Origin of the sequence: Synechococcus sp. A10-1-5-9 (genome assembly GCF_047716785.1) — a bacterium.
Lineage (GTDB): Bacteria > Cyanobacteriota > Cyanobacteriia > PCC-6307 > Cyanobiaceae > Synechococcus_C.
Window position 1 is genome coordinate 1,694,234 of the sequence record NZ_CP180406.1, and the last position, 19,506, is coordinate 1,713,739.

The 19,506-nt window shown below is 59.1% G+C and carries 14 protein-coding genes and 1 pseudogene; 3 read left to right on the plus strand and 12 right to left on the minus strand.

The annotated features are described in order from the left end of the window. Positions 1–16: 16 nt before the first annotated feature. The 5 genes from ACLM45_RS09275 to ACLM45_RS09295 form a co-directional block, all read right to left on the minus strand. Positions 17–1,429: a PP2C family protein-serine/threonine phosphatase gene (locus ACLM45_RS09275; RefSeq protein ID WP_038004583.1), complete on the minus strand. Its 1,413-nt coding sequence runs from the start codon at positions 1,427–1,429 to the stop codon at positions 17–19. A 74-nt stretch (positions 1,430–1,503) separates the two neighbouring features. Continuing rightward, positions 1,504–2,940 carry a signal recognition particle-docking protein FtsY gene (ftsY, locus tag ACLM45_RS09280; protein ID WP_415408929.1) on the minus strand — a complete coding sequence of 479 codons (1,437 nt, stop codon included), beginning with the start codon at positions 2,938–2,940 and terminating at the stop codon, positions 1,504–1,506. Positions 2,941–2,945: 5 nt separating this feature from the next. After that, on the minus strand, positions 2,946–3,578 hold the full coding sequence (gene nusB, locus ACLM45_RS09285) for a transcription antitermination factor NusB (protein ID WP_006042678.1): 633 nt from the start codon (positions 3,576–3,578) through the stop codon (positions 2,946–2,948). A gap of 18 nt (positions 3,579–3,596) precedes the next feature. Continuing rightward, on the minus strand, positions 3,597–4,334 hold the full coding sequence (locus ACLM45_RS09290; RefSeq protein WP_038005298.1) for a DUF502 domain-containing protein: 738 nt from the start codon (positions 4,332–4,334) through the stop codon (positions 3,597–3,599). A gap of 49 nt (positions 4,335–4,383) precedes the next feature. Next, the gene (locus ACLM45_RS09295; protein WP_415408931.1) at positions 4,384–5,043 is read right to left on the minus strand and encodes an HpsJ family protein; all 660 of its coding nucleotides are present in this window, start codon (positions 5,041–5,043) and stop codon (positions 4,384–4,386) included. A gap of 41 nt (positions 5,044–5,084) precedes the next feature. Here ACLM45_RS09295 and queG point away from each other — a divergent pair, with 41 nt between their 5' ends. The 3 genes from queG (at position 5,085) to ACLM45_RS09310 (ending at position 9,516) form a co-directional block, all read left to right on the plus strand. Beyond that, entirely contained in the window at positions 5,085–6,050 is a 966-nt protein-coding gene (gene queG, locus ACLM45_RS09300) for a tRNA epoxyqueuosine(34) reductase QueG (protein WP_415408933.1), read from the plus strand. Between the two features lie 60 nt (positions 6,051–6,110). Beyond that, positions 6,111–6,962, plus strand: coding sequence for a tetratricopeptide repeat protein (locus tag ACLM45_RS09305; protein ID WP_415411400.1), 852 nt, complete (start codon positions 6,111–6,113; stop codon positions 6,960–6,962). Between the two features lie 88 nt (positions 6,963–7,050). After that, complete coding sequence (locus ACLM45_RS09310) at positions 7,051–9,516, plus strand: DNA gyrase/topoisomerase IV subunit A (RefSeq protein WP_415408935.1); 2,466 nt, start codon at positions 7,051–7,053, stop codon at positions 9,514–9,516. Between the two features lie 2 nt (positions 9,517–9,518). Here ACLM45_RS09310 and purF read toward each other — a convergent pair. From purF to ACLM45_RS09345, 7 genes and pseudogenes are all read right to left on the minus strand, one after another. Next, positions 9,519–11,023: pseudogene (purF, locus tag ACLM45_RS09315) on the minus strand (amidophosphoribosyltransferase). Next, on the minus strand, positions 11,023–13,320 hold the full coding sequence (gene purL, locus ACLM45_RS09320) for a phosphoribosylformylglycinamidine synthase subunit PurL (RefSeq protein WP_415411401.1): 2,298 nt from the start codon (positions 13,318–13,320) through the stop codon (positions 11,023–11,025). Before purL ends, purF begins: the two are co-directional and overlap by 1 nt. A gap of 90 nt (positions 13,321–13,410) precedes the next feature. Further along, positions 13,411–14,181 (minus strand): RNA methyltransferase, encoded by a 771-nt coding sequence (locus ACLM45_RS09325; RefSeq protein WP_415408937.1) that lies wholly within the window; start codon positions 14,179–14,181, stop codon positions 13,411–13,413. 3 nt (positions 14,182–14,184) lie between these two features. After that, positions 14,185–15,354, minus strand: a complete 1,170-nt coding sequence (gene dnaN, locus ACLM45_RS09330) for a DNA polymerase III subunit beta (protein WP_006042687.1) — start codon at positions 15,352–15,354, stop codon at positions 14,185–14,187. Between the two features lie 476 nt (positions 15,355–15,830). Beyond that, complete coding sequence (thrC, locus tag ACLM45_RS09335; protein ID WP_415408939.1) at positions 15,831–16,937, minus strand: threonine synthase; 1,107 nt, start codon at positions 16,935–16,937, stop codon at positions 15,831–15,833. 53 nt (positions 16,938–16,990) lie between these two features. Continuing rightward, complete coding sequence (locus tag ACLM45_RS09340; RefSeq protein WP_415408941.1) at positions 16,991–17,575, minus strand: alpha/beta hydrolase; 585 nt, start codon at positions 17,573–17,575, stop codon at positions 16,991–16,993. Positions 17,576–17,598: 23 nt separating this feature from the next. After that, positions 17,599–19,464: an ABC1 kinase family protein gene (locus ACLM45_RS09345; protein WP_415408943.1), complete on the minus strand. Its 1,866-nt coding sequence runs from the start codon at positions 19,462–19,464 to the stop codon at positions 17,599–17,601. Positions 19,465–19,506 lie beyond the last annotated feature (42 nt).

Sequence of the window (19,506 nt, forward strand, 5' to 3'; positions counted from 1 at the left end):
AGATGCTCTCAGCTTGTCAGGCCGGAGAACGGGATACCGAGGGGAGCATCACCTCCTCGCGCACCTTCAACACCACCATCGACGCATCATCTTCCAGCTGACGATCGGCCCCCACAAAACGATCCAGGCGATCGAACAACTGATCGAGAATTCCCTGAGAGCCTGAACCTGAACGGCAGGCTGATTCCAGGCTGCGGATCAACCTTGCTTCATCAAAACGATCCCCGGTGATGCCTGGAGCTTCGGTCACCCCATCTGTGTAATACAGCAGCACATCTCCTGGTTCCAAAACGACGGAGCCTGTGCCGTAATCCGCCTCGGGCTGCAAGCCAATCAACAATCCGGGCGCATCCAGACGGCTGATCGTGCGTTGCTGAGCACGCCAGATCAAAGGCGGATTGTGTGCGGCATTGGCAAAGCGCAACCGACGGGTCCGCGGATCGAAATCCGAATAAAAGAGAGTCACGAAGCGATGGGACTGGGACAGATCCTCAAGAGCCAGCTGATTGAGATCGTGAAGAATCCGATCCGGCGGTAATCCACTCAGCACCTCGGCCCGCAACATGCCGCGAAGCATGGTCATCAGCAGCCCCGCGGGTACCCCCTTGCCCATCACATCACCCATCACCAGGGCCCAGCGACCCCGTTCCCGGCGACGTCCGATCAACTCCGGGCGCGTTGGAATGAAGTCGTAGTAATCGCCACCCACTTGAAATGCCGGCCGACAGCGCGCCGCCAGCTCCACCCCTTCAATCACCGGGCAATGATCCGGCAGGAGCTGGGCCTGGATCTCCGCGCCGATGCTGAGCTGACGATCCACGCGCTCATGGCGCCTGGCTTCCTGCAGCATCTGGTCATTTTCAATCGCGACACCGGTGAGATCAGCAACCAGTTGCACCTGCCGGCGATGCACGTCGCTCCACACCAGAGACCCTTTGGGCTCAAACACGTAAAGACGACCCCGCTGCCGGCCTCTCGCCACCACAGAGGTGGCGAACATCCCGGCAGACCCCAACTGACCCTGAACCAGCCGATCCAGCGCCAGCACAAGAGCGTCATCAGAGCCGAAGCCTGCAGACCGGCCAGGTTCGTGCTGGCTCAACGTCTGGAGTAGCGACGCCGAACGCACGCCGGGGAGCATTTGAATCTGATCCGCCCAGAGGCGGCCATCCCCCTGAAACGGCACCAGAAGTGCGCCTTCAACGCCAACAAGACGGGCTGCCACAACGGGGACGAGTTCGAGAAAACGGTTGAGATTGGTGAAACTGCGCAGAGCAAACCCGAGCGACACCAACAGCTCCTGGTTGGAGCGTTGTTCGCGAACCAAGCTGTCGAGAAGCTGACGCAGTGATGCCGTAGCCGTCAGGGGCTGCTGACTAGCACTACGGGCAGGAGAGGCCGGATGTCGCCGTGGTGGCTTGCTGCTCACGGCACCACCATGGCAGGGCCTGCAACGTAGCAAGGTTTACTGAGGGCTACTGCAGCCCAAGGGCAAGTGACCACTCAGCGACCGGCGAGCAGCGCTTCAACGAATTCGAAACTGTTGAAAGGCCGCAGATCACGGATTCCTTCCCCGGCACCGATGAAACGGATGGGAAGCCCGGCTTCCGAAGCAACAGCCAGAGCAACACCCCCCCGAGCCGTGCCATCAAGTTTGGTGATCACCACCCCGGTCAGCCCGGCTGCGCGAGCAAAAGCCATGGCTTGTTTGAGACCGTTCTGACCTTGGCTGGCATCGAGCACAAGCAGGGATTCCACGATTGCGTCAGGGGCCAAGCGATCCACAACCCTGCGAATCTTGTTGAGTTCTTCCATCAGGTTGTGTTTGGTCTGCAGGCGACCGGCGGTGTCCACCAGCACCAGATCCGTGCTTTTCGATCGGGCAGCCCCGATGGCATCAAACACCACGGCTGCAGGATCCGCATTCGCCGAAGGGTTGGCCACCACCGGAACATCGCTGCGATCACCCCAAACCTGCACCTGCTGAACCGCCGCCGCCCGGAACGTGTCGGCGGCAGCAATCATCGCGGAATAGCCGCTGCGTACCGCCAGATTGGCCAACTTGCCGAGGGTTGTGGTCTTCCCCACGCCATTGACACCGACCATCAGCCAAACATTGAGCTGACCACGCTGAGGTGCGAGAAGTTCAACGCCGCTGGACTTGATCGGAGCATCTAAAAGATCTCGAAGCTGCTCCTTGAGAAAACGAATGCCTTCGCTTGGATCCACCACCTGCTCGTTCATGCGCTTGCGCAACGCATCCAGCACCTGGTCGGTGGCCTTCACCCCGGCGTCGGCGCGAAGCAGCAATGACTCCAGATCATCGAGCACCTCAGGGGTGAGGGGGTCATCACCCAGATTCTCCAGAAGCCCGGTAACAAAACCCTGTCGAGTTTTCTCCAGGCCTTGCCGCAAACGACCGAGCCAGTCGATCTCCTCCAAGGTGACCTGCCCTGCCTGACGGCCCTGGGCGGCCAGCACCTCCGCAGACCAAGTGAAGGTGTCGTCGAACTCACCGAGACTTGGCTCCTCGTCGCGATCGGCGTTATCGGTTGCCTCAGCAATCGGTTGAGCGGCAACCTCCGGCTCCTGTTCGAGTTGCTGTTGTCGTTCTTGGCGTTGGGCCGCGGCCTGCTCGAGCAGGGACAAACCAGCAACGGGTGCTGGCTCTACCTCGGCTGGCTCTGGCTCTGCTGCGGATTCAGGTTGGGATTCAGATTCAGCTGCGGGGTTTGATTCAGGAACCGGTTCCGCAACGATCGATTTGGCCTGCTCTTTCTGCGCTTTCAAGCGGGCGTAAGCCTGCCGTGCCCACTCCAGAGGATCGTCGTCGGCATTGGCAGCCGTTTCCTGCTGCGATTCCTGCGATGTTGCGTCGGAATCTGCCGGGGGTTGAGTTGGGGCAGTCTCAGACTGCCGGTTGAACCAGTCGTAGACCATGAGGGTCAGGACACTGCCTGGGAAGAGGCATTCTGCAGGCGGCGCAGCACGCCATTGATCATGCGGCGACCCTGCTCATCGCTGTAACGATTGGCAAGCTCAACGGCTTCACTGCAAGCGACAGACGCAGGCGTCTTCATCGTCTGCAGATCAACAACAGCAAGCCGGAGGATGTCGCGATCGATGCGGGGAAGGCGGCTGAGACGCCAACCCTCCATTACCCCATCCAGCTGGTCATCAAGGGATGCACGGGCATCGAGGACCAGTTGAACCCTGCGCATCGCCTCCTTCTGCACCATCTCCTGATCAGCCAGAGCCAACAATCTGGGCAACTCAAGGCTTGCCGAGAGACCATTCAGCACCTGCTCCGCATTGGATAAGGATTCACGCAAATGATCACGGACCGGCATGACTGCAGCCTTTGAACCCTCCTGCAGCTCACTGTCTAACAACGACTGCTGGGCCTTCTCCAGATCGGCAGCACATCGATCGAGAACCTCGCGCCAGTGCTGCATCAAACTCTCAAGGGCCTTCTGAAGAAGAGCCTCGAGAGAATCCAAAGAAAGGGAACGGTCCCGCTCGGCGCACTGGCTGAGCACAAGCAAGGCGAGCTCACGGGAGAGGGAACGGGTTTGCATGGATCTTTAACGAACGACTCAAGACGAAGACGGTGCAACAGAAGCTCTGAGCTGGGCGATCAGGCTCGAAAAGCTGCGGCCAGCTGGCGCCTCCCTGGCATCAGGGTTCACGATTCCAGCCGAAATGATCGTTTTAAAAGCATCCTCAACGGAAAGATTCAGATCTCTTACCGACGATTCAGGGACGAGGGTGTACCAACCGGTGGTGGGATTGGGAGCTGTGGGGATAAACACACTCAGCAAACGTTCTTCAAGCTCCGATTGCAACGTGGGACCAACTTCTCCTGTGACAAACCCAACGCTGTAAAGACCCTCCCTGGGATATTCCACAAGAACGACCCTGCGAAAGCGTTGTGAGTTATCGCGCAGAAAGGTTTCAAGAAGTTGTTTGAGGGTTTTGTAGACCGAACCTGCAAGCGGAATGCGCTGGAGCGTTCCCTCACCGAACTCCAGCAACCAACGCCCCACGATGTTCCTGGCCATCAGACCGATCAACAGAATTCCCAGCAAAGGAACTGTGAGCCCAAGGGCCAAGTTGATCAGATCCTGCAGAAGCGGATTGAGCGTGATGAACGGATTGAACTGCTTAGGGATCGACGTGAGGAAGGCCAGAACGAAGCGGCTGACGATGGTGGCAAGCCAAATCGTGGTGGCCAGAGGAATCACCACAAGCAGACCTGCGATCAGGTCATTCTTGAGATCCTGCTGAAGCCTGGCGCCAAGAGGCAGATCAGGTCTTGGATTGGACTGGACCAAGGAACGCCCGGGGCCTGCGGCCAACGTGTTCCACTAACTTAACCAGCGATCAGAGGACAGCGGTTATCGCAAGCAGTGCCAAGGCCACTGCGAGCACAACTGCACTGAGGGTGCCTCCAAAACGGCGCTGATTCACGGCCAGGTTGCGCTGGCGTTCGGCCTGTTGAATCTGCTGATCCATCTGTGACAACTGCTTGTCGATGAACTCCTGCGCCGCCTTGGACTTGTCCTCATCGGTTGCATCAGCAGGAAGCTGCCCAGCCTGAGCGAGCTGCTCCCCGAGAATCTTCACGTTGTCGGGATTGGCGGACTGCTGTCTCGCCATCTCTAATTGCCCACGCTTTTGATTCAGGCTTTGATCGGCTTCAACAGAGAGAGACTGATTACCACTGATACCAAGTGGAATCACAGCGATCATGGCCAGAGCGAGCAGTGCCGCAAGCACGCAGACCACAATCCGGATCGGCGTCCGCGCTGATCGGGGCTGGTCCAAACGCGAAGAGATCAGCATGAGTAACAGACCGATGAATCCCATCGGTGCCTGACTGACCAAGCGTTCGATCAACAGTTGTTGATAAACCTCATCGCTCCAATCCGCAGCGCTGAGCACCACACCGAGCTGCAAAGCGAGAAGCAGAACCAGGGTGAGCCCAAGCCAGCGCAGAAGCGGCGCAAGCCGAGGTGAGGACTCCTGGTGGGATGCGGACACGTCACGATGTCAAAAGGTGTCCAACTTTACGGTTAGTTTTCGTGAACGTCCCTGACGACGGTGCGCAGCTGAGCCTGTCCCTCAAGGAGCGGGCCAGAGCGGAAGGATTCGAACCCGTCGGCATCGCCACGCTCCCCGGCAGTCCCCGCCTGCGCTTGCGCACGGACGCTTTGCAACGTTGGCTAGATGCAGGACACCAAGCCGACATGGGCTGGATGGCAGCGCCCAGACGCAGGTCCGCTGACACCCTCTTGGAAGGAGCCCGAAGTTTGCTAGCCGTTGGGCTCAACTATCACGTTGCTCATGAACGCCGCCACAACCGCCTGGCAGTGGCTCGCTACGGCTGGGGCCGCGATTATCACCGGGTGGTGAACCAGCGCCTGAGGAGGGTGGGTCGCTGGCTGCAGAATCAAAGACCGAACTGCCGCTGGCGTGCGTGCGTGGATGCAGAGCCCCTGCTCGATAAGGCTTGGGCGGAAGAAGCTGGACTGGGCTGGATCGGAAAGCACAGCAACGTGATTCACCCCACGCGCGGGTCGTGGATGGTGATCGGGCATCTGCTCACCAGTGAACCCCTCGTTGCTGATCAACCGGCTGCGTCCCGTTGCGGTCGTTGCCGCGCCTGCATGGACGCCTGCCCGACGCAGGCGATCACCGAACCATTTGTGGTGGACTCCAGGCGATGCATCGCTTATCACACGATTGAAAATCGCAATGGGAAGCTCCCGGCACCGATCGCCAACGCCTTGGGGGGCTGGGTCGCCGGATGCGATATCTGTCAGGACGTCTGCCCGTTCAATCAGACCGATGTACTGCCCTCCAGTGATGATCCCGACATGCAGCCAAGACCCTGGCTGCTGGATCTGACCCCGGAGATCATCCAGAGCTGGACGGATCAGGACTGGGCGGAACGGCTGAAAGGGTCAGCACTGAAACGCATCAAACCCTGGATGTGGCGTCGCAACGCTGAAGCCGCACGCCTCGATGGCGGACCTAACCTGAGTTGAACTCATGGTTCAACAATGGGACCGGCTCGTTCCTGGAAGCTCTGGCAGAAGTCCCTGGTGATGTCCCTGATGCTGGGATCGGTTGGTGCCACGACAACGGCCCCTGCCAGGGCCTTGGTTCCCTACGTGTACACACCCAGCACCCAGGAACTGGAAGGTGCAGGCATTGGCATCGGCCGTACAGCCGCACAGCTGCTGAGGCTTGGTCAGCCTGAGGAAGCCTCCCGTCTGGCGGCCCTGGCAGTTCGACTGCAACCGAACGACGAACGCTTGTGGTCTGTGCTTGCGGAAGCGCAGCTCCGCAGTGATCAACTCAACGATGCAGCGGGATCCCTAGCCAAGGCCAAATCTCTGAATCCAGGAAAGGCAGGGCTCTGGTTCGCTGAAGCATCGCTGGCCCTCAGAGACAACCGTCCTGATGACGCTGTTCCTTTGCTGGATGAAGGCTTGCGTCTTGATCCCAAAAATGCAGGGGCCTACTTCGATCTTGGGAATGCCCGAGTGATGCAGGACAACCTGCGCCAGGCCTTGCGTGCGTTTGAAAAAGCCACATCGATCAAGCCAAGTTTTTGGGAAGCTCTCAACAATCAGGCTCTTGTGCTGTTCGAAATGGGCAACACAAGCGAGGCGATCAAGCGTTGGCGTTCCGTCCTCAAGATCAAAAGCAACGCTGAGCCGATGCTGGCGCTGGCCGCGGCTCTCAACAAGCAGAAACCTGGTGACACTGAATCCATCGAACTGGCTCGCAAGGCCCTTGCAGAGGATCCCAATTACGTTCTTCCGGGTCATCAGGAAAACCAACTCTGGGGTCTGAAACTGCGCCAAGCAACAGAAACTTTGCTCTCAGAGGGGGCTTTAAAAAGCGCCGTTGAACGGGCAGAAGCCAATGCCGATCCCAAAACCGCAGAATGATTCGATGCAATTTCGGCATGATTTGGGCTGGTCAAGCGAAAGAAGATCTGTAGGCTGAGCCCCTTCTGCCTTCTTGATTCCAAACCGGATGGCCGAGGAGCGCGTTCAACCGATTGCCCTGCATCAGGAGATGCAGCGCTCTTACCTCGAGTACGCCATGAGCGTGATCGTGGGCAGGGCCCTGCCTGATGTCCGCGATGGACTCAAACCGGTTCAACGCCGCATCCTCTACGCGATGCACGAACTGGGTCTCACTCCTGACCGGCCATACCGCAAATGTGCACGGGTGGTTGGAGATGTTCTGGGCAAATACCATCCCCACGGCGATCAAGCGGTCTATGACGCCCTTGTTCGTCTGGTACAAACCTTTTCCAGCCGTCATCCACTGCTGGACGGTCACGGCAATTTCGGCTCGGTTGACGACGATCCACCGGCAGCCATGCGCTACACGGAGACCCGTCTGGCTCCGATTGCCCATGAAGGCCTTCTGGATGAAATCGGCAATGACACCGTCGACTTCGCCAACAACTTCGATGGATCCCAGCAGGAACCCACTGTTCTGCCTGCCCAGCTGCCTTTTCTTCTCCTCAACGGATGTTCAGGTATCGCTGTGGGCATGGCCACCAGCATCCCGCCCCACAACCTCGGAGAGGTGGTGGATGGACTGATTGCCCTAGTGCGCGAACCGGATCTGAGCAATGACAAGCTGCTCAAGCTGATCCCAGGACCCGATTTCCCCACCGGTGGTGAAGTCCTTCTGGGCAGCGGAGTTCGGGACACCTACCTGCGCGGGCGCGGAAGTATTCCGATGCGCGGTGTGGCCCATGTGGAAGAGGTGCAACTGGGCAAGGGGCGTCATAAACGCAATGCAGTGATCGTGACCGAACTGCCCTACCAGCTCAGCAAAGCCGGATGGATCGAAAAGCTGGCCGAACAGGTCAATGACGGCAAAATCGGCGGCATCGCCGACATCCGAGATGAAAGCGATCGCGAAGGAATGCGCGTCGTGGTGGAACTTCGCCGAGATGCCGATCCAGACGCGGTTCTGAAAGATCTGCAACGACGGACGTCTCTACAGAGCAATTTCGGGGCCATCATGCTGGCCCTGGTGGATGGTCAACCCCAGCAGCTGTCCCTGCGCCAGCTTCTGCAGACGTTCCTTGACTACCGGGAACTGACCCTGATCCGCCGCACAACCCACGCCCTGCGCAAAGCGGAAGACCGTCTCGAGGTGGTGGAAGGTCTGATCACGGCACTGCAATCCCTCCAGCGGGTGATTGCCATGATTCAGGAGGCACAGGATGCCGCTGCCGCGAGGGCCAGCCTGATGGTGCATCTCGATCTCAGCGAACGTCAGGCCGACGCAGTCCTGGCCATGCCCCTGCGACGCTTGACCGGTTTGGAGCGGGAGAGCCTCCGGCAGGAAGCGGAAGAGCTACGGGCCCAACGCCAGCGCCTGAAACTACTTCTGGACAACCGCGATCAGTTGCTGGATGCGCTCACCAAGGAACTGCGTCAACTCAAGAAGCGTTTTGCCACTCCTCGCCGCACACGCCTGGTGGAAGGGGGTGATCATCTCCTGGCAGAACGGGCTGCCAACCAGCGCCCCAATGCAGAACTGCAGCGCCGACAGGCTCTCGACGCCCTCCCACCTGATTCGCGCATCCTGATTCAAGACGACGGTCAGGTAAAGGTGATCAGTCCTCAACTGATGGGCCGGCTGCATCTCAATGAGCCAACGGCACTGGGTGATGAGCCATCCCCAGCAAGGGTCATCCTGCCGATCAAACCGGTCGCCAAACTTCTGGCGGTCACAGCCAGCGGACGAGTTGCAGTGATCCGCTGGGAATTCGCAGGGCAGCAACCCGGAAGCCTGGAACGATTTCTCCCAACGGCCCTGCAGGGAGATCCTGTTGTATCGGTCTTGCAGCTGCCCGACGCCGATGCCGACAGCAACAAGGCAGCGGTCTCATCGCTCGGACTTCTGAGCAGTGACGGCCGTTTCAAACGGCTGCCGATGCAAGAACTTCTGGACCTCTCCGGACGGGCAGCCAGTGTGGTGAAGCTCAAGGAGGGCGTTGAACTCAAAACCGCAGTGATCTGCCGGGAAGGAGGGACTCTGTCTCTGATCAGTGATCTCGGTCGCGTCTTGCCTCTCCCAGTCACGGAAAACAATCTTCCCTCGATGGGAAAGCTGGCTCAAGGCCCAGTCACCATGCGCCTGCTACCCGGAGAAACATTGATCGCGGCCGTCGCGACAGACCCCGAACAACAGGACCCGCTGCTGCTGTTCAGCCGTCACGGCAGGATCAAACCGCTGTCTCTCGACACTGTGCGCCTTTGCCAAAGGGGGGATTTGGGTGTGATCGGTTGGCAACCCGAACAGGATGGAAACGAAGGGGAGGATCGACTTTGTGCTGCCTGCGTCGGCTCCGGACTGGTCGGCATCGTCACCTCTTCAGGCCGTCATGGCCGTCTGCTCACGCGTGAACCGAATGATCTAACGCTCAAATCCGGAGAAACACTCGAACGCATTGTTCCACTTCTGAACTGATCTCAACTCAGGTTGGCAGCCACACCGGCAGGTTCCAGCATCAGCTTGCTGGATCTGATGGATTCATCCATCGGCACGGGGTAATCACCATCAAAACAGGCGGTGCAAAAGTGTTTGGCATCGGCTCCAGCCGCTTCCAACATTCCTGCCTGACTGAGATAAGCCAGTGAATCAACCTTGAGATGGGCTTCAATTTCCTCCAGGGTGTAGCGAGCAGCGATCAGTTGATCCTGGGTATCGGTATCAATGCCGTAAAAGCAGGGATGGGTGACGGTGGTGAGCTGATACGCATGTGCACCTCCTTGGCTCCAGCATCGCGAAGAGCCTGAACAAGCTTGCGACTGGTTGTTCCACGCACAATCGAATCATCGATCACCACGACGCGCTTTCCGTTGAGCACATCAGGGAGGGGATTGAGCTTCACCCGGATGCCGGCTTCGCGCATCGCTTGGGTGGGCTGGATGAAGGTGCGACCGACGTAACGGTTCTTGATCAGGCCATCGGCGTAGGGCAGTCCCGTGGCCTGGGAGTATCCGATCGCAGCAGGAATCCCTGAATCAGGCACGCCGATCACGAGATCAGCCTCCACTGCCGATTCCCTGGCAAGAATCTGACCGATACGCTGGCGATAGCTGTACAACGATTCTCCGAAAAACCGACTGTCCGGCCTGGCGAAATAGATCATCTCGAACACGCACATGCGCGTGGTGGGCTCAATCCAGCACTCCCTCTGGGGGGTTGGATCACCGGGAAGGAAGGTCACGAGCTCACCGGGCTGCACATCGTCAACGAAGGAAGCCCCGATGATGTCGAGCCCACAGGTTTCACTGCTGAGAACCCACTGCCCACTGGAATCCTCACCAAGAGAACCGAACACCAACGGTCGGATGCCGTAGCCGTCGCGCAGGCCATAAAGCGCTTCCGGAGTGCCGATCACCAGACTGAAGGCCCCCTGGCAGAGCGACACCGCAGACGTGATCGCAGCCTTCCAGTCGAGCCCACGATCAACAGCCTGCTGAAGGGCGAAGGCAATCAGCTCGGAATCAGTGGTGGAGGTGAATTCAACCTCTCCATCATCAATGCGTTCCCGCAATTCAGCGGCATTGACCAGATTGCCGTTGTGGGCCAGCGCGAAGGGACCAAGGCGAGTCATCAGAACCACCGGCTGGGCATTGCAGACCCTGCTGCTGCCAGTTGTGGAATAACGGTTATGGCCAATGGCGAGATCACCGGGCATCCGGGCAAGCACGTCTTGATCGAACACCTGACTGACCAGGCCCATGTCTTTATGAAGACGAACCTTTCCCTGGTTAAACACAGCGATGCCTGCGGATTCTTGGCCGCGATGCTGCAGTGCATACAGACCGAAATAAGCCAGGTTGGCCACCGGTTGCTCGGAAGCCTGAACGGCGAACACACCGCAGGCTTCCTCCATCCGATCGGGACGCTCCGCCTCGAGCTGATGCACGCTCCGCCTCGACTTCGGATTTCCTTCAGAATTCTGCATCACGCTGTTCCCAGCCGACGGGGGAGAGCCTGCTCAAAACACTCCGTCAGTGTTTGCACCGCCTGATCCAGCACCGGGTTTGATCCCAGGGAGAGTCGGAAGCGTCCGTGATCCGCAACGGCTCCGAGAGTGGTCACCGGAACACCAACATGGGCATCAGAGGCCAGCAGCGACATCCAGGCGTCCAGGCACTCTGCCCGCACGGACACGAGAATGCGGGCTCCTCCTTCAGCAAAAAGACTCCGCTCCGGACGCACGCCATCACCAGGCAACGACCCATCCACACCGAGGCCCGAAGCGATCGAACATTCAGCCAAAGCAACAGCCAGTCCACCATCACTGCTGTCGTGGGCAGACGCGAGCAGCCCTTGAGCCAGAGCCTGCCGAACCAGAGCCTGAACGCGCAGCTCCAGATCAAGGTCAACCTTCGGAGGTCTGCCGGTCAACAGACCATGGATCACCCCCTGATAGCTGCTGCCGGCCAATCCGACCCGGTCGTCCTGGCGTTCATCAGTGGAAACCCCAAGAAGCACAACGGCATCGCCCGGTTGACGCCAGGCCAAACCACCCACCAGGCGAAGATCCTCAACCAGTCCCACCATGCCCACAACGGGCGTGGGATGTATCGGTTGCAGGCTGCCATCGTCGGCGCGGGTCTCGTTGTAAAGCGACACATTCCCCCCGGTCACTGGGGTGCCCAGCACCCGACAGCCCTCCGACAGCCCTCGGCAGGCCATCGCCAATTGCCAGTAGCCCTTTGACGTTTCTGGAGACGGAAAATTGAGGTTGTCGGTGACAGCCACCGGGACAGCCCCAACGCAACTGAGATTGCGGGCAGCCTCCGCGACGGCGGCCATCGCCCCACGTTCAGGGTCCAGAGCCACCCAACGATTGGGACAGTCGACCGTGGCCGCTACCCCTCGGTTGGACCCCCGAAGCGCTCCATCCCCTTGCTGAGGTCTGAGCCGCACCACAGCAGCATCCGCTCCACCAGCGGGCACAACGGTATTAGCGAGCACCTGCTGGTCGTATTGGCGATAGACCCAGCGTTTGCTGGCGATGGTGGGGTCATCAAGGAGAGCCAGCAGATCCGCTCCCCAGTCGTGATCGCTGGGAACTTGCGGAAGATCAGTCTCAGACCAGCACCAATGCTTTTGGATGTCCTCTGGAGGCTCAGAGATCAAGGTGTGCTGATTGATGGGAGTGTCTTCCGCAAGAGCCCGGGCAGGAACCTCAGCAGCCACCGATCCATGCTGAAGCACACGTACAACAGGCTCCGCGAGAACCTGACCCACAACGGCCGCCTGCAAGCCCCAGCGGCGGAAACGCTGCATCAACGCCTCCTCACGACCGGCCTTCACCACAAACAGCATCCGCTCCTGCGATTCAGACAGCAGGAACTCGTACGCAGTCATGCCCTGTTCACGGGCTGGAACCCTGTCGAGATCCAGCTCAACCCCCACATTCCCTTTGGCGGCCATCTCTGAGCAGCTGCAGGTGAGTCCCGCAGCCCCCATGTCCTGGGCGGCCACCACATCCCCGCTCTGGAAGGCTTCGAGGCAAGCCTCAATCAGTCCCTTTTCAAGAAAGGGATCGCCCACCTGAACCGCAGGGCGATCATCCAAGGAATCGGCGCTGAGTTCGGCACTGGCGAAGCTGGCACCCCCCATCCCGTCGCGGCCCGTGGTGCTGCCTACATACACCACAGGATTGCCAACACCGGACGCCCCCGATTTCACGATGTCTTCCGTTTCCATCAGGCCCAGAGCCATGGCATTCACCAGGGGGTTGCCGCGATAAGCAGGGTCGAACGCAACTTCCCCACCCACGGTCGGCACTCCGACGCAATTGCCGTAATGGGAGATCCCCGCCACAACACCTTCCACCAATCCGTGGGTGATGGGTTCATCGAGGGGACCGAAACGCAGGGCATTCAGCAAAGCGATCGGTCGGGCTCCCATGGTGAAAATGTCCCGAAGGATGCCTCCAACTCCTGTTGCGGCACCTTGAAAGGGCTCCACCGCCGAAGGATGGTTATGACTTTCAATCTTGAAAGCCAGGCGGTGTCCCTCCCCCAGATCCACCACTCCAGCATTCTCGCCGGGGCCAACCAGGATGCGCGGTCCTTCCGTGGGAAAACCACGCAGGAGTGGCCTGGAATTGCGGTAACAGCAATGCTCGGACCACATCACACCGAACATTCCCAACTCCGCCCTGTTGGGATCTCGCCCGAGTCGTCGCTGAATTTCGCCGTAATCCTGCTGCGTCAGCCCTTCCTGGCGCAGTGCTGAGGCCACATCAAAGGAACCTTCTACTGAAGGGGACTGAGTCACAGCCAACCGTTCATCTCTCCCCAGTGTTGCCGACGGCCTGCAGACCATCCGCATTCAAATCCAGGGGTCTTCGTCGTGCGCAGAACGGGATTGATCCCTGCGAAGCTCACCGGGATCAGACCAGTCCTCATCATCCCAGGCTTCGCGTGAGTCCGAAGGGCTTGACCGTGACTCGGACCATTCATCGTTGCGGGCATCACGCCGTGTCGGCTCATCCCAAGGCGGTTCCTCCAGCCAGCCTTCGAGCCGTTCTCCAGCGCGATCACCCAACTGCTGGAGCTGCTCACGCCAGTGACGAGACCGACGCACGAGATCCTGACGGACACTGGCGCGAGCCTGAGGAAGATCATCCAGGTCCTGAAGGGCCGTGAAGACCCGTCCGGGTTGCTGATCGACGATGCGATCGGGGCTGAGACGCCAACGGCTGCTCCCAGGAAGCCTTGGATCGCTGCGGGCGACGAGGTAATAAAGAATCTCACCGGTCGTGGGAACAAACGCGAGATCGGCAACCTGCCCCATCCGCTGACCATCCCGATCGAGGAGATCCGCATCCAAAAGCGTGGGCAGGCGATCCAGAGTCGTCTGATCGGTCTCCGCCGGGAGCCCTTTCACAAACACCTGTTGATCATCCACGCCGCGGCATTGATCCAACCTCCAGACGTCTCGACTGCTGCGCAGAGCTGAGGGACGGCTAACCCAACCCAGAAGACGATGCACTGGAGGGTGCATCCAAGCCATCACGCCAGGTCCGTGATCAAGTCCCTGATCGCAACGCACGCGATGGCGAAGCAGATCGCTGAGAAGAAACGGATCGGGCAGGGGCAAGGCTCAGGAGCGAATCTGCACGGGCATCACGAGGTAGGTGAGGCCGGAACCATCATCCTCCGGAGAGAGGATGGCTGGGGTGGTCGGTGCATTACAGGACAGGACAATGCGATCACCATCCATGGCCTTGAGGCCATCAAGGACGTAGCGCACGTTGAAGGCAATTTGCACCTCGTCACCTTCGATCTGGGCAGGCAAAGACTCAGATCCACTGCCCACATCTTGAGCATCGGCAGAGATCTGAATCAGCCCCTTGGAGGGATCACTGCTGATCCTGACGACGTTGTTGTGCTGATCTGCAAGAACGGCAATGCGCTCTAAAGAGGCAACGAATGCCCGTCGATCCAGACCGATGGTGCGGCTGAAAGACTCGGGAATCAGTTGTCGATAGTTGGGATAAGTGCCTTCAAGCGTACGGCTGGTCACCATCTGATCGGCCGCTAAAACCACCACCTGGCCGCGCTCGAAAAAGAGACTGACAGGGTCGTTGCCTTTCCAGCCGGCCATTAAGCGTTCCACCTCACGCAGGGAACGGGCGGGGAGGGTGACAGCCAAGGCTGCGCTCTCATCAGCTTCGGCGGAATCGTCAGCAGCGATGGCGTCCTTTAGGGCATCGTCGACACTCAGCACAGCGAGACGGTGCCCGTCCGTGGACGCTGCCTCCAGGCGGGTTTGATCGAAGCGCAGATGCACGCCCGTGAGCAGCTGCTTGGCTTCGTCGGAACTGCTCGCAAACAAGGTGCTGCGTAGTGCTCGAACCAACGCAGCAGGATCAAGTTTGATCGCTGTGCCGTTTTCCACCAAAGGCAGATCGGGGAAATCATCAGCCGGCATGCCACGCATCTGATAACTGCCGCTCAGGCTGGTCAGTTCCACCTGCTCGCTGGTGTCATCCGTCGCCAAGGTGATGGGGGAGTCACTGGACAGACGGGAAACAATCTCCCCGAAGAGGCGGGCGGGAAGCGTGACCGCCCCGCTGGTGTCTACGGATGCGGGGAGAGACGTCTGAATGCCTAGGCTGAGGTCAAACCCGGTCAAGCTGAGCCGATCCGTGCCGGCATCGGCGGTGAGCAGCACATTGGCAAGCACCGGATGGGTGGGACGGGACGCCACGGCCCGACTGACCAGCTGAAGTGCGGTGTTGAGTTCCGTCTGGGAACAGACCAGTTTCATCGCGTTGGTAACCGCAGCTGGAGAAGAAGATCTCCCAAGGTTTCACAGGCGGGCAGGAAGTGCAATGGCTGTGAGCAAAGGCCTCTCGATCCTGTTCTACTGGATTAAAAAGGTTCTTAGAAAAGAACTACTGAACAGCCGTAGAAGGGGGTGGGGAAAACGTGGAAAACCCTTCATTCATGGTTTGGACACTGGGTTTCACTTTGCACAGGGATGGGGGAATAGGATCGACCTGTGAGGAACTCTTGTCGTTCTCCACTGTTTCAACAGGCTGAGGAATTCTCTCCGGTGCTGGGATTGTGGACTTCGAGGATGTTTCTCCCCATGGATTGGCAGGTTCTGCCTGGATGTCCCCAGGCAGTTCTTCATCTGGTTACGGCTGATTTGGAGGGGCTGAGGTCTCTTCAACCCATAAAAAACCCCCTGTCATAAGGGGGAATGGCTCCAGTTGACGAGTGAATGACCCTGGATCGGGATCAGAAGCCCATCACACGGGCCACAGTCTTTAGATCGGGATCCAGGTCGGTGTGGAAGGCCGCATCATTGTTGTTAATGGCGCAATCCGGATCTTTCAGTCCATTGCCGGTGAGCACGCACACCACCGTGGCTCCCGATGGCACCTCTTCTTTCCTTTTGAGCAGACCTGCCACTGAGGCAGCGCTCGCTGGCTCACAGAACACCCCTTCCTGCCCGCCGAGCAGCTTGTAAGCCTCAATGATCTCAGCATCGGTGACATCCAGGAAGTCACCATCGCTGGCTTTGCGCGCGGCAATCGCTTTCTCGCGATTCACAGGGTTACCGATGCGGATGGCTGTGGCGATCGTGTCCGGGTCCGTCACCGTGGTGTTGTTCACCAGAGGCGCGGAGCCACTGGCTTGGAAGCCCATCATTCTGGGGAGCTTGCGGCTGCGCCCTGCCTGGTTGTACTCCTGGAAGCCCATCCAATAGGCCGTGATGTTGCCTGCGTTGCCCATGGGAATGCAAAGCCAGTCAGGTGCATCGCCCAGCGCATCGATCACCTCAAAGGCCGCTGTTTTCTGTCCCTGCAGGCGGTAGGGATTCACGGAGTTCACCAGGGTGACCGGGAACTGATCAGACACCTCGCGGACGATGTCCAGAGCTCGGTCGAAATTTCCGCGGATGGCCAGAACTTCTGCGCCGTACACGAGGGCCTGAGCCAGCTTTCCTTGGGCCACGTATCCGTCGGGGATCAGCACGAAGGCCCGCATGCCGGCGCGGCGTGCGTAAGCAGCAGCAGCGGCTGAAGTGTTACCAGTGCTGGCACAAATCACGGCCTCGCAATGGGCTTCTTTCGCTTTGCTGATGGCCATGGTCATGCCCCTGTCCTTGAAGGACCCCGTGGGGTTCAGGCCGTCATATTTGACGAACACCTTCACATCGCGGCCTATGCGTTCTGCAACCGATGGCACTGGGATGAGGGGAGTGGCGCCTTCGCGAAGGGTGACCACTGGGGTCGACTTCGTGACTGGTAACCAAGGCCGATAGGCTTCGATCAGCCCTGGCCAGTCTTGGAGGACTGGTGCCGGGGAGAAACGGCGGCGGAAGGCGTTGATTACTGACACCTGCGGAGGGCATTCGTCCAGAGGAATCTATGTGGCGATACTCGCCAGCGGGTTTACTGACCGCTCTCTTTCAGGCCATCCAGAGGGGAGTCAGAAAAGAATTTCACCAGCCCGGCAATCGATTCGGCCTTTTCGATGGCGGCCATGAGGGCAGGAAGATTGATCTCCATCACGTCCGCGGGATAGGCCTCCAAGAACTTGATCATGTTGAGGCCACCGTCTCCAATCTGCAGACCGTTGATCACTCCGGCTCGCAACGCTGGAACACTCACCGAAGGCTCTGGAACACGCAGTGGGTAAATGATTTGGGCGACGCGCCTGAGGATCACATCGCCGATCTTGGTGGACATCAGACGGCTGGTGAGCACCAGCGGAACGTCCAATTCCTGATTCAACAATTTGGCGACGTTTTCTGGGTTCTGCTGACCCAGGCGCAGAAGATCGGAGAGCAACCCGCGGGCTTTGCCGGTTTCAGCCAGGTATTCGAGATCGGCCACGCTGATGGATCGGATGAAGGCACCGCTCACCAGAGCAATATCTTCCGCGGCGTTCAGAGGTTGAAAACAGTTCAGCAGTGTGAAAGCCAGGGCTGAGCCCGTAGCCAGTGCGTAGTGACGCAGACGTGAATGTGCGGGCATTGCGGAGTCTCAGCGTTTGGAATTTAGGGGGAGACCCCAGCGGCTGCCTTCACCAGACGGACAACTCCTCGTTCGGCTAAACCCTGGGCCAGCTCCACTCCCATTCGTCTTGCATCCGGTTCACGGATCAGACGGGGCAGACGGCTGAACACGAGATCAGGACTGAAACCAGGCAGTTGCTGCAGAACGGCGATCAGTTGCCTGATCGGCTCAAGATCGAGGTAGGTGCTCTGGTCGAAGCTGTCGCTTGCCTCCAGAAGCAAGGGCGGTTGCAACGGGCGTGGCAGGCGTCGTCCGATGCGTTGCAGGGTCATCCAGCTCAAGGCATCGAGGCGATCAGCGATGGCATCCACCAGCTGACGGCGCAGCATCCCTCCATTGGGTGAGAAAAGGAAGTCGAGAACCTGATCCAGAAGCGTGTCTAGATCGAGTTGATCCTGGCTTGCGGCGCTGGCAACCAGATTTTCAAGACGGGTCCAACGGAAGATGTCGCCATCGAACAGCATCTCCCGAAGACTCAATCGCAGTTGTGGATCGGGATCTTCCATCAGTCGCCTCGCGAAATAAGGGTAGGCGGCACCGAGAATTTTGAAGTCCGGATCCACGCTGAGGGCGATGCCTTCGAGGGTGACCAGAGAACGGATGATCAGTGCGTAATAGGGCGGAACCCTGAAGGGGAATTTGTACATCACCCCCGAGAGGTCGTCGGTGACTGCTTTGAAATCCATCCGGCTCACACCGGCTTCTAGAGCCTGGCTGAACACAGTTTCAAAGGCAGGAACGATCGGTTCGAGGTTCACATCCTCTGCAAGGAATCCAAGGCTGACGAAATCCTTCGAGAGCTTTCCGAAATTGCGGTTCACAAGGTGCACCACGGCCTGGATCAGTCCGGTGCGTGATTCCCTGGTTACTTCGCTCATCATCCCGAAATCGAGGTAACAGAGCCGGCCGTCCTCAAGGGCAAGCAGGTTGCCGGGGTGGGGATCGGCATGGAAGAAGCCATGCTCCAGAAGTTGCTGGAGGCTGCAGCTCACGCCCACCTCCACCATGTCATCGGGATCGATACCCAGCTGGCGTACCGCTTCGAGATTGGTGAGCTTCACCCCATCAATCCATTCCATCGTGAGCACGCGGCGGCTGGTGGCTTCCTTGAAGATCAGGGGAACGGCGATGCGTGGGTTATGCCGATGCAGTTCGCTGAATCGTTCGGCGTTACTGGCCTCATTCAGGTAGTCCATCTCCTCGAAGACTCGGCGCCCCAGCTCATCAATGAGGGCTACGAGATCACTGCGGATCAGACCGACGTTGGTGTTCAACCAGGCAGCGATATTGCGCACGATGTAGAGATCAAGAGTGATCTGCTCGCGAAGGCCTGGTCGCTGCACCTTCACGGCCACCCGTTGGCCGTTTTTCAGTACTCCCCGATGCACTTGTCCGAGTGATGCCGCGGAAATCGGCTCCCGTTCAAGGGATTCATAGATGTCATCCACCGGCGCTCCGAGATCGTCCTCGATGCAGGCCATGGCCAAGGCGCTATCGAAACCTGGAAGTTGATCCTGCAGCTGGGCGAGTTCCTCCAGCAGAACAGGAGGAATGATGTCCGGTCGTGTGGACAACGCCTGGCCCGCTTTGATGAAGGCGGGGCCCAGATCCACCAGCAGGTTTGCAAATTCCCTTGCCCGAGCGCGCGCACGCTGTTGATCGTTCAGTAGCCCGAGCACTTTGTCGGTACCGACGCCCAGTAGAAACAGGCCGATGGGCACAAGGGTTTGCCAGAGACGCTTCAGCAGACGCTGCGGGTGACCGGCATAGATACGGGTAATCGCTGCAGGGTCGTAGGTGAGTAGACCCGAGGCTTCGATGAAATCTCCAAGTTCCTGTGGGGCCACGGGCCGAGTTGCCAGGTTCACACCCCTTCTAAACGAGCTGAG

Coding starts and splice junctions, on each gene's coding strand:
- ACLM45_RS09310 (WP_415408935.1), top strand. CDS start 7,051: ATGGCCGAGGAGCGCGTTCAACCGATTGCCCTGCATCAGGAGATGCAG.
- ACLM45_RS09305 (WP_415411400.1), top strand. CDS start 6,111: ATGTCCCTGATGCTGGGATCGGTTGGTGCCACGACAACGGCCCCTGCC.
- nusB (WP_006042678.1), bottom strand. CDS start 3,578: ATGCAAACCCGTTCCCTCTCCCGTGAGCTCGCCTTGCTTGTGCTCAGC.
- ftsY (WP_415408929.1), bottom strand. CDS start 2,940: ATGGTCTACGACTGGTTCAACCGGCAGTCTGAGACTGCCCCAACTCAA.
- ACLM45_RS09340 (WP_415408941.1), bottom strand. CDS start 17,575: ATGCCCGCACATTCACGTCTGCGTCACTACGCACTGGCTACGGGCTCA.
- dnaN (WP_006042687.1), bottom strand. CDS start 15,354: ATGAAACTGGTCTGTTCCCAGACGGAACTCAACACCGCACTTCAGCTG.